The 14,427-nt window shown below is 55.3% G+C and carries 19 protein-coding genes; 4 read left to right on the top strand and 15 right to left on the bottom strand.

Features of this window, described 5'->3' with window-relative positions:
* Positions 1-62: 62 nt before the first annotated feature.
* Positions 63-611, top strand: coding sequence for a hypothetical protein (locus GC131_00985; protein ID MBI1272647.1), 549 nt, complete (start codon positions 63-65; stop codon positions 609-611).
* On the opposite strand, the gene GC131_00980 is transcribed toward GC131_00985, so the two are convergent.
* The 5 genes from GC131_00980 to GC131_00960 all read right to left on the bottom strand — a co-directional run bounded on the left by GC131_00980 (position 612) and on the right by GC131_00960 (position 4,265).
* Positions 612-1,013 carry a F0F1 ATP synthase subunit epsilon gene (locus GC131_00980; GenBank protein MBI1272646.1) on the bottom strand — a complete coding sequence of 134 codons (402 nt, stop codon included), beginning with the start codon at positions 1,011-1,013 and terminating at the stop codon, positions 612-614.
* Positions 1,014-1,019: 6 nt separating this feature from the next.
* Positions 1,020-2,444 (bottom strand): F0F1 ATP synthase subunit beta, encoded by a 1,425-nt coding sequence (gene atpD, locus GC131_00975; GenBank protein ID MBI1272645.1) that lies wholly within the window; start codon positions 2,442-2,444, stop codon positions 1,020-1,022.
* A gap of 27 nt (positions 2,445-2,471) precedes the next feature.
* Positions 2,472-3,356 carry a F0F1 ATP synthase subunit gamma gene (locus GC131_00970; protein ID MBI1272644.1) on the bottom strand — a complete coding sequence of 295 codons (885 nt, stop codon included), beginning with the start codon at positions 3,354-3,356 and terminating at the stop codon, positions 2,472-2,474.
* Positions 3,357-3,553: 197 nt separating this feature from the next.
* The gene (locus GC131_00965) at positions 3,554-3,739 is read right to left on the bottom strand and encodes a hypothetical protein (protein ID MBI1272643.1); all 186 of its coding nucleotides are present in this window, start codon (positions 3,737-3,739) and stop codon (positions 3,554-3,556) included.
* A gap of 196 nt (positions 3,740-3,935) precedes the next feature.
* Positions 3,936-4,265, bottom strand: coding sequence for a 2Fe-2S iron-sulfur cluster binding domain-containing protein (locus GC131_00960; GenBank protein ID MBI1272642.1), 330 nt, complete (start codon positions 4,263-4,265; stop codon positions 3,936-3,938).
* 137 nt (positions 4,266-4,402) lie between these two features.
* Here GC131_00960 and GC131_00955 point away from each other — a divergent pair, with 137 nt between their 5' ends.
* Complete coding sequence (locus tag GC131_00955; GenBank protein MBI1272641.1) at positions 4,403-4,594, top strand: hypothetical protein; 192 nt, start codon at positions 4,403-4,405, stop codon at positions 4,592-4,594.
* Between the two features lie 26 nt (positions 4,595-4,620).
* On the opposite strand, the gene livM is transcribed toward GC131_00955, so the two are convergent.
* The 3 genes from livM to GC131_00940 all read right to left on the bottom strand — a co-directional run bounded on the left by livM (position 4,621) and on the right by GC131_00940 (position 7,509).
* Positions 4,621-5,889 carry a high-affinity branched-chain amino acid ABC transporter permease LivM gene (livM, locus tag GC131_00950; GenBank protein MBI1272640.1) on the bottom strand — a complete coding sequence of 423 codons (1,269 nt, stop codon included), beginning with the start codon at positions 5,887-5,889 and terminating at the stop codon, positions 4,621-4,623.
* Positions 5,890-6,048: 159 nt separating this feature from the next.
* A complete protein-coding gene (locus tag GC131_00945; GenBank protein MBI1272639.1) occupies positions 6,049-6,966 on the bottom strand; it encodes a branched-chain amino acid ABC transporter permease LivH in 918 nt (305 codons plus the stop codon).
* 3 nt (positions 6,967-6,969) lie between these two features.
* Positions 6,970-7,509 carry a hypothetical protein gene (locus GC131_00940; GenBank protein ID MBI1272638.1) on the bottom strand — a complete coding sequence of 180 codons (540 nt, stop codon included), beginning with the start codon at positions 7,507-7,509 and terminating at the stop codon, positions 6,970-6,972.
* A gap of 305 nt (positions 7,510-7,814) precedes the next feature.
* Here GC131_00940 and panB point away from each other — a divergent pair, with 305 nt between their 5' ends.
* Positions 7,815-8,666: a 3-methyl-2-oxobutanoate hydroxymethyltransferase gene (gene panB, locus GC131_00935; protein MBI1272637.1), complete on the top strand. Its 852-nt coding sequence runs from the start codon at positions 7,815-7,817 to the stop codon at positions 8,664-8,666.
* A gap of 8 nt (positions 8,667-8,674) precedes the next feature.
* Here the strand turns inward: panB and GC131_00930 are convergent, their stop codons facing one another.
* The 7 genes from GC131_00930 to GC131_00900 all read right to left on the bottom strand — a co-directional run bounded on the left by GC131_00930 (position 8,675) and on the right by GC131_00900 (position 13,985).
* A complete protein-coding gene (locus GC131_00930; protein ID MBI1272636.1) occupies positions 8,675-9,340 on the bottom strand; it encodes an aquaporin family protein in 666 nt (221 codons plus the stop codon).
* Positions 9,337-9,831, bottom strand: coding sequence for an arsenate reductase ArsC (locus GC131_00925; protein ID MBI1272635.1), 495 nt, complete (start codon positions 9,829-9,831; stop codon positions 9,337-9,339). Before GC131_00925 ends, GC131_00930 begins: the two co-directional genes overlap by 4 nt.
* Complete coding sequence (gene guaA, locus GC131_00920; GenBank protein MBI1272634.1) at positions 9,828-11,384, bottom strand: glutamine-hydrolyzing GMP synthase; 1,557 nt, start codon at positions 11,382-11,384, stop codon at positions 9,828-9,830. The genes GC131_00925 and guaA overlap by 4 nt, the downstream gene beginning before the upstream one ends.
* Positions 11,385-11,389: 5 nt before the next feature.
* Entirely contained in the window at positions 11,390-11,881 is a 492-nt protein-coding gene (locus GC131_00915) for a GNAT family N-acetyltransferase (protein ID MBI1272633.1), read from the bottom strand.
* 8 nt (positions 11,882-11,889) lie between these two features.
* A complete protein-coding gene (locus GC131_00910; protein ID MBI1272632.1) occupies positions 11,890-12,825 on the bottom strand; it encodes a hypothetical protein in 936 nt (311 codons plus the stop codon).
* 282 nt (positions 12,826-13,107) lie between these two features.
* On the bottom strand, positions 13,108-13,365 hold the full coding sequence (locus GC131_00905) for a DUF3768 domain-containing protein (protein MBI1272631.1): 258 nt from the start codon (positions 13,363-13,365) through the stop codon (positions 13,108-13,110).
* Entirely contained in the window at positions 13,359-13,985 is a 627-nt protein-coding gene (locus GC131_00900) for a response regulator (protein ID MBI1272630.1), read from the bottom strand. Before GC131_00900 ends, GC131_00905 begins: the two co-directional genes overlap by 7 nt.
* Between GC131_00900 and GC131_00895 the strand changes: the two genes are divergently transcribed.
* Positions 13,843-14,427, top strand: a 585-nt coding sequence (locus tag GC131_00895; GenBank protein ID MBI1272629.1) for a DUF533 domain-containing protein, incomplete at its 3' end; no start/stop codon positions are given. The two genes, GC131_00900 and GC131_00895, sit on opposite strands and share 143 nt — an antisense overlap.

Raw genomic sequence — 14,427 nt, 5'->3', positions numbered from 1 at the left:
TTCCGTGGCGTCGTGGGGAGGCCTGGGTGACTAGTCCAAACAGCTTGTCTTCACCGGCAACGGTGAAGCAGGTTCAGACTGCGCCACCTGTCAGTCTGGATCTGCAATCACGTCTCGCTGCGCAGGCGCCCGAAGGCATACAAAGCCTTCTGGCCTCTGTCGCCGGCGCGGGTGATAACAACGTGCTGGGCGGTCTGCGCACCAATGCCGAAAACAGCGATCCGAACAACACCAATCCACACAAAGATGGCGTCAACGCCGCCAATATCCGTGGCAGCGATACCATTCCACCCACCGCGCGGGTCGATGTCGCGAACTTTGCGCTCGCGAACCCTGTCGCGCGTGAAATAGAATTCAACCTGAAGGATGCGCGCGCACCCGAAACCACGAAGCCGCGCGAAAGAATGGAAATTGCCCGCGCGGAACCGCAAGATAATCCGCAGCCGGCCCCGCAAGCCGAAGCGCCTGCCTATGAACCCACGACGCCAACCGTAGCCGCCGCCCCCGCTGCAACAGCCTATGCAACAGCCGCAAGCAGCTACAGCAGCGCAAGCGGCTATAGCGCGACGGCCAGCAGCAATTCGGGGAATACCGTCAACGTGGCGGCGTAATCAGGCCGCGTAATCAAGCATGGCTTTGGCGACAGCAAGACGGGTTTCAACCTGCTCGCGTTCCTGCGGCGTTTTGGCATCGGCCAAATCTTCGCCCAGATCCTTCACGCGCTTTTCCATATCGGCGCGGTTGATATCCTTGGTCGGGATCGCTTCTTCGGCCAGAACGATGCAACGCTCCGGCGTTACTTCGGCGAAACCGCCCGCCACGAAAACCCGGTCCGTGACCGTATCGCCTTCATAAACATCGATCACGCCGGCGCGCACACCCGTGATCATGGGCGCATGGCCTGCAAGCACGCCGAAATCCCCCTCGCTACCCGGCACGGCAACCATGGTGGCTTCCTTGCTAAGCAGGAGCTTTTCCGGGGAAACAAGTTCGAAGATAAGCTGTTCGGCCATGTCTGATTATGCCGCTTCCGCCGCCATCTTGCGTGCCTTTTCGGTCGCTTCCTCGATCGTGCCGACCATATAGAAAGCCGATTCCGGCAGATGGTCGTAATTGCCTTCGACGATGCCCTTGAAACCGCGAATGGTATCTTCGAGCTTGACGAACTTGCCCGGTGCGCCCGTGAACACTTCGGCCACGTGGAACGGCTGCGACAGGAAGCGCTGGATTTTACGTGCCCGCGCAACCACAAGCTTATCGTCTTCCGAAAGTTCATCCATGCCCAGAATGGCAATGATGTCCTGCAACGACTTATAGGTCTGCAACACCTTCTGTACCTGACGCGCAATGTTGTAATGCTCGTCGCCGACGACGCGCGGATCAAGGATGCGGCTGGTGCTGTCCAGCGGATCGACCGCGGGGTAAATACCCAGCTCTGCGATCTGGCGCGAAAGCACTGTCGTGGCATCAAGATGCGCAAAGGAAGCGGCGGGAGCCGGGTCGGTCAAATCGTCCGCCGGCACGTAAATCGCCTGCACCGAGGTGATCGAACCCTTCTTGGTGGTGGTGATGCGTTCCTGCAGCGCGCCCATGTCGGTGGCCAGTGTCGGCTGGTAACCCACGGCGGAAGGAATACGACCGAGCAGCGCCGACACTTCCGAACCCGCCTGTGTAAAGCGGAAGATGTTATCGACGAAGAACAGAACGTCCTGCCCTTCTTCGTCGCGGAAATATTCGGCCAGGGTCAGACCGGTCAAACCGACGCGGGCGCGGGCGCCCGGCGGTTCGTTCATCTGGCCATAAACAAGCGCGGCCTTGGAACCCGTACCGTCGGTTTTGATAACGCCGGATTCCATCATTTCATGATAAAGATCGTTGCCTTCGCGGGTACGCTCACCCACGCCAGCAAACACCGAATAACCGCCGTGTGCCTTGGCAATGTTGTTGATCAGCTCCATAATCAAAACAGTCTTGCCAACGCCGGCGCCGCCGAACAGGCCGATCTTGCCGCCACGCGCATAGGGCGCGAGCAGGTCAACGACCTTAATGCCGGTCACCAGAATTTGCTGGTCGGTCGATTGATCGATAAAGGGCGGTGCTTCGCGGTGGATCGGGGAAGATTTCTTGGCATTCACGGGGCCCCGTTCGTCAACCGGTTCGCCGATCACGTTCAAAATACGACCGAGTGTTTCCGGACCCACGGGCACGGTAATCGGCGCACCGGTATCTTCGACCTTCTGGCCGCGCACAAGGCCATCGGTCGAGTCCATCGCGATTGTGCGGACAGTATTCTCGCCCAGATGCTGCGCCACTTCGAGCACAAGCTTCTTGCCCTCATTCTCCGTGTGGAGCGCGCTCAGGATCGCAGGCAGGCTGCTATCGAACTGAACGTCCACCACGGCGCCTGTAACCTGCGTAACCCGGCCTTCGTTATTCGCTTGCATAGTTCTTTGTCCTTCCTAAAGATAAAATCAGATCGCCTCGGCGCCCGAGATAATTTCGATCAGTTCCTTGGTGATGTAGGCCTGACGGCTGCGGTTGTAGTTCAGCGTCAGGCGGTTGATCATGTCGCCCGCATTACGGGTCGCGTTATCCATCGCCGTCATGCGCGCGCCCTGTTCCCCCGCTGCACTTTCGAGCAACGCGCCAAACACCTGCAGCGCAAGATTCTTGGGAAGAATTTGCGCCAGAATTTCTTCCTCGCCCGGCTCAAATTCGTATGGCGCCACGGCTTCCTGCGGCTGGTTTTCGTTCGCCGCCGGCGGCGCGGCGGGAATAAGCTGCTGCACGGTCGTGATCTGCGATATCGCCGATTTGAAACGGTTATAGACAAGGCGGCAAGTATCGAACTGGCCACCTTCGTATAACTCAAGCAGCTTTTCCGTCACGCCGTGCGCATCGCCAAAGCCAACACGCTTGCGGCCAATATCCTGCACGCTATGCACGATGCTTTCTGCAAATTCACGGCGCAGCAGATCCCTGCCCTTGCGGCCGACGCAGAAAATCTTCACCTGCTTGCCTTCGGCACGCAGCTGCTTGATTTGGCGGCGCGCTTCGCGCACCACGGTGCCGTTAAAGCCGCCGCACAAGCCGCGGTCGGACGTCACGACCAAAAGCAAGCAAACATCTTCCTTGCCCGTCCCCGCGATCAGTTTGGGCGATGTATCGGTCAGCACAAGATTGGCGGAAAGCGAGGCCAGCATGCGGGCCATGCGCTCGGCATAGGGGCGGGTGGCTTCCGCCTGCTCCTGCGCGCGGCGTAGTTTGCTGGCGGCCACCATCTTCATCGCCGACGTGATTTTCCGCGTCGATTTGACGCTGGCAATCCGGTTTTTAAGGTCTTTTAAACTGGGCATTCCGGGCGATCTGGCTGTTTTTTCGGTCGCCTTCTTTTGTCCGACTCGGCCCTCCGGGTCAAGTGGAAACTGGGCCGTTATTCCTTTTATAATTCAGGGAGTTATGAGGCAAAAAATGGGTCGGGGCCGGTGCCGAAGGCTACACCGACCCCGATTGCTGTAAGCGCGCCCTTGTGAGGGTTGCTAGGCGGGCTGACTTAGTGAAGCGCGAAAGGCGCTTCAAACTGCGCGGGCTGTGGTGTGTCGCTTACCCCATCCAGTTTATTACGTGCCGCTTCGACAGACATCGCCAGGGCCTTGAGCGCCAGGCGCGCGTCTTGAATGTGGTCATCAAGCTGTTCGAGCCGTTCAATGATTTTGTCTTCGAAAATGTCTTCAAACATGCGTGCCTCCGTTCGGGTTTATGGTGCCTTCGTAAAATTCACTTGCACCGGAACAGTTGCATGCGGCGTGCCAAAACGATGGTGCGGAAAAACCATGGTTTTTCAAGGCCGGTCAGGTCAATTTATCTAAAATTCTATGGAATTATGCGAAATTGTGGCGGGCCGTTTGCAAGCTGCGAAGCAGGCCGCGGCCATGCTACCCGAGCATGCTCCTAGTCATAGGCGGTAGAGCGACCACAAGCCCGTCCAGCTCCGGCCTTACTTTTATCTGGCAACCGAGGCGGGATGTTCCGGTAACGCCATAAGCGAGATCGAGCATATCGGTTTCATCAACGGACGGCGCAGGCAACTTGCCCGCCCAAGCCTTGTCAACGATAAGGTGGCAGGTGGAACAGGCCATGTTGCCTTCGCACGCACCTTCAACATCAAGCCCGTTAGCCCACGCGACCTGCAAAAGCGTCTGGCCGGTTTCGGCCACGACCTCCCGCCTGTTTCCGGATTTTTCGATAAAGATGATTTTGGGCATGTGGGAACAAATAATTAAATCAAGACTTAAGCACTATGATTAACTATGGCTCTTTATGCAACTAATAGCGATATGGACATGCTTACATATGTTGTTTAGAAAGCATTCTATTGTTAAGGCATTTTAGGAGAAGAATTATGTCCAAATTTCGTATTGCCGCAACAGCACTTTGCGCTGTGGCCGGTCTTGGCCTTATGGTTTATGCCGCATTGCTTGCAGCCCCGCTCGTTGCTGTGCCAGCATTTCTTGCTGGTGTAGGCAAAGGGGCCATCATGGTTCCTGGTTTAGTTTTATTTGGCGGGGCTATGTTTTCACTGGCACTTAGATAATTCAGCCAAATAATTTAGCGCACGGCCTACTCTAACTTCACCGAAGGCTCCCGCTGCGCCATCAGGCCGCGCGGGCGCCAGATCATGATCAGCACCATGCCGGCACCGAAAGCAGCCATGCGGTATTGCTCCAGCTCGCGGAAAAGCTCAGGCATGCCGATGATGAAAAGCGCCGCCAGCAATATGCCGATCTGGCTGCCCATGCCACCAAGCACCACAATCGCCAGTACGGCGACGGATTCGTTGAAGGTAAAACTTTCCGGGCTGATGAAGCCTTGTCGCGTTGCAAAGAACGCGCCCGCCAGCCCGGCCACCAGCGCCGCAAACATATAGGCCGCAAGCTTCGCCGTCATGGCGTTGATGCCAACCGAAGTGCAGGCGATTTCATCATCCCGCAGGGCTTCCCATGCCCGGCCGAGCGGCAGCTTGCGCAAACGCCAGCTAAACCACGCAACCACTATCGCCAGCAACAGGATCAGATAATAAAGATAGATCACGCGCTGGATCGGGCTGTATTCGAGGCCGAAAAATTCATGGAAAGGAAATACCCCTTCCCCCTCGCTGCGCGTAAATTCAAGCCCGAAAAACGTTGGACGCGGCACGCCCGAAATGCCGTTCGGCCCGCCCGTCAAAGTCGTCCAGTTAATCAGCACAAGCCTCACGATTTCGGCAAACCCAAGCGTCACGATCGCAAGGTAATCGCCGCGCAACCGCAACACCGGCGCGCCGATCAGCCCGGCAACCAGAACAGCCATTAACCCCGCAACCGGAAGCGCCATCCAAAAGCTGAAATCGAAATGTTGCGCCAGCAGCGCATAAGTATAGGCACCGATAGCGTAATAGGCGACGTAACCAAGATCGAGCAACCCCGCGTAACCGACAACGATATTCAGCCCCCACGCGAGCGCGACGTATGTCAGCACCATCGTCGCTACATCCATCGCATAACGATCCGCGAAGGGCATAAGGGGCAGAAAAATCGCGAGCGCAAAAACAAGCGGCAACATATAGCGGCTTTTGCGTTTCAACACGCTTAGCCATGTTTGCGCCAGCCCCGTATCTGAAACTTTGCGTATCGCGCCGCCGATATTGCCGCGCAACGCATAGATCACGATAATGACCGGCCCTGCAATGGCGATGAAGTGTAGAAACTGTGTTGGAAATTCGATCTGCGTCGCGGCAAGCAACGTCGCAAGCGCAAGCACGAGAACGGGAACGCGATAGCCTTCCTGCGCCAGCATAATCGCAATACGGCCAAGGAAAATAAGCCCGGCGGCATAGACAACATCCGCCATCTGCACCGCGATCGAAAGGCCCGTCGCGCCATCGACCGTACGAAACCCGGCAAGTGGCAGCGCCAGCACGAAGCCTATCAGCCCGGTTATAAAGGCTTCGCGGAAAATTCGTCCCATCATGGCGGGTGCGGGCAATGAGCTTGTTGCGGTTGCCATTCGCTACACCTTCTCGATTTCCGGGTGCCCAAGCAACCCGTTCGGACGTACCATCAGGATAAGGATAAGGATGCAGAACGCCGCGACGTCCTTGTATTGCACGCTGACATAACCGGACCAGAACGCTTCGATCAGGCCGATTAAAATCCCACCCAACATAGCGCCGGGCAGCGAACCGATCCCGCCGAGCACGGCGGCGGTAAAAGCCTTCATGCCCGCAAGGAAGCCCATGAAAAAATCGACCACGCCATAATACAACGTGACCATAAGCCCCGCCACGGCCGCCAGCGCAGCGCCCAGCAAAAACGTCCAGGAAATAGTGCGGTCAACATTCACGCCGCACAGCGCCGCCATGGTTTTATCCTGTTCGCAGGCGCGCTGCGCGCGCCCGAGAGGCGTGCGCTGAATGATCGTGGCAAAGGCCACCATCATGATCGTCGTGAGCACAATAATGAATATCTGCAGGTAGGATATCGAAACCACGAAACCATCGGCGCGTTCCGCCAGCGTAAAGCCACCCTGAATGATCGGCTGCATCGGCTTCACGCGCGCGCCCTGTAGTAACTGGACATAGTTTTGCAAAAAAATAGACATGCCGATGGCCGAAATAAGCGGCGCAAGCCGGTTCGAGCCGCGTAACGGCCTATAGGCCAGCCGCTCCACGGTCCAGCCATAGGCGGAGGTAAGAAAAATGCTGATGATCAAAACAAGCAGCAGCATGACCGGAACGGTCGCTATACCGATCATACCGAAAAGAACGAAGCTGATGACGGCGATGAAAGCGCTGATCATGAAAACCTCGCCATGCGCGAAGTTAATCATGCCGATGATGCCGTAAACCATCGTATAACCGATGGCGATCAAACCGTAGATGGCCCCCAGAGTCAGCCCATTGATAAGCTGCTGAAGGAAGTATTCCATTTTTTAGCGATGGTTCTTACCAACCGGCTCAATCGCCTCGGCGGCGGCGGTTTTAAACTTGCACTTGCTTTCCTGGCACGGATAACGGCTCGCGAGGTCCTTCAGCTCCTGCTTCAGGCGGGAAGCAGACCAGGTGCTGGCTTCCATGACGCGGTCACGGAAGTTTTCGCAAAAGCTGGCGTGTGAAAGATCGGCCACGCGCTGCGAATATTCGTTGCCCATCAGCGTACGCACTTTATCGACCTTGCTTTCGGGCGCGCGTGATCCGGCGCCGCGATAATAGTTGATCAAGGTTCCTTCGGCATCGCGGATCGCCGCAAGATGCTTGCGGGTGAATGTCTGGTATGCGCTGGTGAGCGAAGCACCTTCGGATGAATAGCGGCAGGTCAGCGCAATCACCATAAGCTCGCTGTGCAATCTTACGGTTTGCTCGGCGTTGACTTCATTGTCGGAAAAGCAGCTGCCTTTGGCTTGCGATGGAGCGGGCGCGGCAACAAGCGCGAAGGCCAGCGCGGCTATGGCAAGCGAACGAAACGATTTCATAACTTTGAGCTCCATGCCACGCAACCGCGCGATCTATCCAGAGGCGTTAACAGAATAGCAGCAATTCCCGAAAGTTTATCTAAGACAGGCGCAGCGCATTCATTTATGGTTAATCACTGGCTTCAGGGCTAGCGATGGTATAAGAATCCGTTGCCGCAACAATATGCCGTCCCGAATACGGCAAAGCAACACACAATTGCCTTTATGGTTAAAAAATTAGGCTCAATAAAAGTACAAGCAATATGAGAAACTTGATACTAATCGTCCTGTGGATAACATTTTATGCTGCCGGAAGCGAGGGGTAAATGTCCAAGCAAACTGATACCAAAAGGCTGACCGCACCCGATATCGCAAAACGCAAAGGCAGCGAACCCATCGTTGCACTGACATCATACCACGCGCACACGGCCGCGATCGCCGACAGCCACGTCGATCTTTTGCTCGTCGGCGACAGCGTCGGCATGGTGATGCACGGCTATGACAGCACCATCCCCGTTCCGCTCGAACTCATGACCATGCATGGGCGCGCCGTCGTGCGCGGCGCGAAGCACGCGCTTGTCGTCGTCGATATGCCGTTCGGTACGTATGAGGAAAGCCCCACGGTCGCGTTCCGTAACGCATCGCGTGTCATGAAGGAAACCGATTGCGGCGCGGTGAAAATCGAAGGCGGCAAACGTATGGCCGAAACCGTGCGTTTTCTTGTCGAGCGCGGCATCCCCGTTATGGGGCATATCGGCCTTACGCCGCAATCCGCCAACACACTTGGCGGCTTCAAGGCGCAGGGCCGCGATCAAAGCGAATGGGCCGCGCTGGAGGAAGATGCCCGCGCTATCGCCGAGGCTGGCGCCTTCGCCATCGTGCTCGAAGCAATTGCCGAACCGCTCGCGGCACGCATCACAACGCAAATCGCCATTCCAACCATCGGCATCGGCGCTTCGGCCGCATGTGACGGACAAATACTGGTGATGGAGGATATGCTCGGCCTTTCGCCGCGCGTGCCGAAATTCGTGAAACTCTACGGCCAAATCGGCGACGCCATCGAACAGGCGATCAGCGCTTATGCAACCGAAGTGCGCGCCCGCGCCTTCCCAGGTACGGAACATACCTATGCCATGAAGACCGGGAAGCCCGATCTGAAAACGGTCAAAAATTCATAGAAGAAATTTTATTTTTTCTGTTTTCCGGAAGCCGTATCACGGTTGCCCAGCAAAGCCATGGCGGCGATCAGCCCAAGCACTTGCACCACAAAAAACCCTACGGCGGATTCCCGGGTAATGCCCGCGAACGTCGCCGTCAGGGAACGCGCCAGCGTCACCGCCGGGTTAGCGAACGAAGTTGATGCCGTAAACAAAAACGCCGAAGTAATATAGAACGCCACAAGCGTCGCGATTTTGTCCTTGCAGAACCTTTCACCCAGAACAATCGTCGCGATCAGGCCGAATGTCGCGAGAAATTCCGCGACCAGAATGCCGGTGCCGCTTCTGTCCTTCACGCCCATTTGCACAAGCGGCGCATCAAACATCAAATGCGCGAATATTACGCCCAGAACCGCACCCGCAACCTGCGCCAGCACATAGGCGCTGAACAGCTTGGCGGTCATGGTTTTTTCCATCAGACATTTGGCGGAAACCAGCGGATTGATATGCGCACCGGATATCGGCCCGATGACGGTAATCAGTACATATAATGCAGCCCCTGTGGAGACTGTATTGATAAGCAGGGCGACACCTGTATTCCCGCCGGAAATCGTTTCCCCCATGATGCCGGAACCGACAATGGCAGCAAGCAACAGGAAAGTTCCGATAAATTCGGCAATGATCTTGTTCATCATGTTGCGGCGCCTATCCTTTGCAGTTCCAGCTTCAAATCATTTGACGACATAGTTTCGAGCCGCAATGCAATTAACTTGCCGCAGCGCGCCGCCATAACATTATAGGTATCGAGGAAAGCCTGCTTGATGGCCGCGTTGCTGCCCGTAACAGCCGCCGGGTCCGGCACACCCCAATGCGCCTTGATCGGCGCCCCTAAAAATAACGGACACGCTTCCCCCGCCGCGGCATCGCACACCGTAATAACGGCAGAAAACTTCGGCGCATTTTCACCCGTATATTCATCCCAGCTTTTGCTGCGCAAACCGTCCGCCGCAATGCCTTTTTCCTTCAGTAAGGCCAGCGCGTGCGGGTTGACCGCTCCGTTCGGCTTGCTACCGGCGCTGAATGCGTCAATTCTGTTGCCGCCCAAATGCCGGAGCAACGCTTCGGCCAAAATGGACCGCGCCGAATTTCCGGTACAAAGAACCAGAAATGATGGCTTCATGGCTATTCCCACTCGATCGTGCCGGGCGGCTTGCTTGTCACGTCATAAACGACGCGACTCACGCCGTTCACTTCGTTGATGATGCGCGTCGCCGTCTGCGCAAGAAACGCATGTTCGAAGGGGTAGGCTTCCGCCGTCATGCCATCCAGCGATGTCACGGCACGCAGCGCCAACACATAATCATAGGTACGGCCATCTCCCATCACACCCACGGTGCGCAGCGGGGTCAATACCGCGAAGGCTTGCCATATTTTGTCGTAAAGCCCGGCCTTGCGGATTTCATCGAGATAGATCACGTCTGCTTTGCGCAAAATCGCCAGTTGCGGTTCAGTGATCTCGCCTAACACACGGATAGCAAGACCCGGCCCCGGGAACGGATGACGGCCAACAAAAACTTCCGGTAATCCAAGCTCTTGCCCGAGTCTCCTCACCTCATCTTTAAACAGTCCGCGCAGCGGCTCGACCAGCTTGAGGTTCATACGTTCGGGCAGGCCGCCGACATTATGGTGGGATTTGATGGTTTCGCTCGGCCCCCCAAAGACGGATACGCTTTCGATCACGTCAGGGTATAGCGTGCCCTGCGCCAGGTATTCGGCGCCGCCGACCTTCTTTGCTTCCTTATCGAACACATCGATGAACTTGGCGCCAATGATCTTGCGCTTCTGTTCGGGGTCGGAAACACCTTTCAACGCGCCAAGAAATTCGCTCGAGGCATCGACCGCGACAAGCGGAATGTTATAGTGGTTGCGGAACAGATCGACGACCTGCTTCCCCTCCCCTTCCCGCATCATCCCCGTATCGACGAAAATACAGGTCAGCTGATCGCCGATCGCCTCATGGATCAGGATCGCGGCAACGGAACTGTCAACGCCGCCCGAAAGCCCGCAAATAACCTTGCCTTTGCCCACCTGCTTGCGGATTTGCTCGGTTTCCGATTTTCGGAACGCCTTCATGCTCCATGAATTGGTGCAACCGCATAAATTCTTGGCGAAGCTTTCAAGCAAGCGGCCGCCGTCCGGCGTATGCACCACTTCCGGGTGGAACATGGTGGAATAATAACGGCGCTGCTCATCGCCGGCGATGGCAAAGGGCGCGCCCTCGCTTGATGCAAAAACCCTAAAGCCTGCGGGCAGCTGCGTGACGCGGTCACCGTGGCTCATCCACACTTGCTGCTTGCTGCCCACGGACCACAGGCCTTCAAACAGCTTGCTGTCTTCCTTGATTGTTATGTGGGCGCGGCCAAATTCGCGCGCATGCCCGCCTTCCACCTTGCCGCCAAGCTGCATGCACATCGTTTGCTGGCCATAGCAAATGCCAAGCACCGGCACACCCAGTTCCCACACGGCATTCGGCGCGCGCGGGCTGCCTTCAACAAGGGTGGAAGCGGGCCCGCCCGAAAGAATAATGCCGCGGGGGTTATAGGCCTTTACGTCATCGTCGCTGCGGTTAAAGGGGTGGATTTCACAGTAAACGCCGTATTCGCGGAGGCGGCGCGCGATCAGCTGTGTGACCTGCGAACCGAAATCGAGGATGAGAATGCGGTCGGTCGTATCTGCCATGGCGCCTATATACCAGAATCGAGGGTTTTCTGCACCGGTCGTAGCATGTCGATATGCGGGATGCCATCCTCGTCATAAGGGGGCGTGACGGTCTGAAACCCCAGGCTTTGATAAAAGCTTTCAAGATATTGCTGTGCTTGCAGCCGTATCGGGCTGCCCGGATATATCTCATTCAGCCATTTCATGGCTTCAAGCATCAGCGCCCGCGCAATGCCCCTGCCGCGCATAGCCGGATCAACACAGACCCGGCCGATCGAAGGATCTGGAAAATTATGATAGCCGCCTGAGGGGACAATCCGCGCATAGGCGACCAGCTTGTGCCCCGCGCCTTCACCAACCCACCCAAGCACATGGTGCGCCAAAGGATCGGCGCCATCAATATCCGGGTATATGCATTGTTGCTCGACAACGAAGATCGCCTGACGTAGCCGGAACACTTCATATAGATTATCACGCGAAAGGCCTTCAAAACTTTTTTGATGCCATGATACTTTCATGAATTATCCTAGAAACGACAGGAATGGCTTCTACCCATGCCCATGCCCGTCATCTCAAGCGACCAGAATGTAACAAAGGGTTTTTGTCCTTCCTGGCATGCCGGTTCGTCCGCCAGGGGTTCATCTTTATTGATATACGCACCAAAAACCTCCTTGTTATCACCAATAACAATGGCGGGCATATTCGACCTTACGGCTTCCGCTTCAAGCACCGGAATTATCTCTACCAGCGGACCGGAAAAAACCAGCTTACGTAAATCGCTTTTAAGGTAGCGAACCTTTTTCGTGTCTTCCGGCAATTGACGGACAACCCACGGGGGCAATTTGGAAACGTCAGAATCGATAAAATCGTATTCGGGCGACAAAATGCCGAGTTCCTTTTGCACCGCAAGATAGTTATCCGGCGAAAGATCAAGCGGGCGGGAAAAAACATAGCCGCGATCCGTCACGAGCTTATGACATTCATAACAAAGCCCTGCCATGCCTTTATCCGTGTCTTCGGGGCTTTTGGTTAAAACCAACCCATCGGCGTTAAAAATCGCATAACCCCAACCGCCCGTATCGGCATACTTTTCCTTGTTCCTCACCATGATCTGGTAACGGCTCGCGCCAGAAGGCACCTTGGAATCCTTGAAAGCCGCATCGCCCGCCACAGCAACCCCTACTTTCCCGAATACCGCACCATCCGGGTAATCTGTTTGGCCGCTAAGCAGCGTTTTGTATGCAAGCTCGTTTGCAAACGCGAAACGCTGCTCGCCGATATCCGTCCGGAAAGTTACCGTGACCAGCTTCCAGTCTTTTTCAAACCCCTTGTAGTCATCAAAGCGAATATCATTCATTGCGCGCCGATTGAAGGCATTCGCGGGATATTCCTGCGCGGGCAGCGCGGTGGATATCATGCCCGCCATCACGACCACGGCCGCTATCAAATAGGTTTGCTTCATGGCCACCCTCAATAATGCGAGCTAATCACCACAGTTATGGTGCACCAGCGCGGAAAAACTTCGAACCGCTTGATGCAATTTCTTGAGGTTTTACAATGTATGGGAAAATTACTCAAGTGCCCCGAAGCCAAAAACGGAAGATATTTTCAATGGGAGCCGCTTCCAGTAGCGGCATAATTCAAGCGCGGTGGTTACATGGTGCGACCCCTAGACATGCCTGAGGCCAGCCTGGTGCAAAACTGAGGCATGCCCCGGACATGTCTAGGGCAAGCCAGAGGCTTTCTAATATTCGCTGGCTAACATGATGGTGAGTACGCGGGTGGTGATCTTCGGGTCGGCAGGGTTTTCTGAACCGTAGCGAAGGGTGTTGTCGTAATAGTCGATTTTCCAGAAGAAATCCTGACCGCCGACAACTACCTTTCCGAAGTCATGCTCACCGTAAGGGTCGTTATCTTGCACAAAGTTGTCATATAGCTGCACAGATCTGAACAATTCGATGCGCGTTAATTCGGAAAGTGAGTTCACTTCGTCCGTTACCATAGGCGATAGCCAACGCCCGGCTCATTAATGATAAACTGATCCCGCGCCGGGTCTTTTTCTAGCTTCTGGCGGAGTTGGGCAATGTAGATGCGTAAATATTGGTTATCTTCTGTATGCGCTTCACCCCACACCTGCTGCATGAGATATTTATGTGTCAACAATTTACCTGCATTCATCGCCAGCACTTTAAGCAGATTAAACTCTTTGGGTGATAGCTTGATGCGCTCATCCCGTAAGGAAACAATGCGCTTCATCAAATCAATACTGAGATCACCAATGGTCACAGTAGTTTCTTCCGTTTGCGCCACAATCGCATCGCGCAAAGAAGCGCGTATGCGCGCTAGAAGCTCTCCTGTTCCAAAAGGTTTTGTCACATAATCATTAGCTCCCAAATCGAAGGCTTTGACTTTTTCTTCCTCCTGATTTCTCACAGAAACCACAATAATTGGAATCTTCGACCATTCACGCACTGACTTTATGACTTCGCTACCATCAATATCGGGAAGCCCAAGGTCTAACAAAATAACATCTGGCTTTATAGAGGTGGCTACTGTAGAAACCGTGGCAAAAGTTGGTGGATTGGCGCTGCTTGGAACGCTGGCGTACAAAGCCTTCGGCAACTACCAGCAGCAGCAAGCGGCGGGCGGCAATGCCAGCGTGGTGGATGCAGTAAAAACCTCCGCTACCGGCATGGCTAGTCAGGCGAGCGGTTTGATTTCAGGATTGCTATCAGGCAATCAATCGCAAGCTGCGGCATTGCCAGCACACGCTGCAACACCGGCGAATAAAGAGCTTCCTCTCGCCATCATTCGCGCCATGATCGCTGCCGCCAAAGCCGATGGCCATATTGGATTTAGTTACAGTGATTTAACTGTGAGCGAGCCGCTAAAAGTATGGGTCAAAGACATGCTGATGGTGTTTTTCTTTTTACTCATCGGGTTGGAATTAAAACGCGAGACGGTAGAAGGATTTCTTTCCAGTAAAGAGCAGATTATACTTCCATTCCTTGCAGCCATCGGAGGAATGCTGCTGCCTGCGCTAATATTTCTGGGGGTGAATCTA

It is taken from the genome of Alphaproteobacteria bacterium (assembly GCA_016124955.1).
Classification (GTDB): Bacteria; Pseudomonadota; Alphaproteobacteria; order UBA9219; family RFNS01; genus RI-461.
Note: the sequence above shows the minus strand (reverse complement) of the source record. Positions and strands in the feature narration are given on the sequence as shown.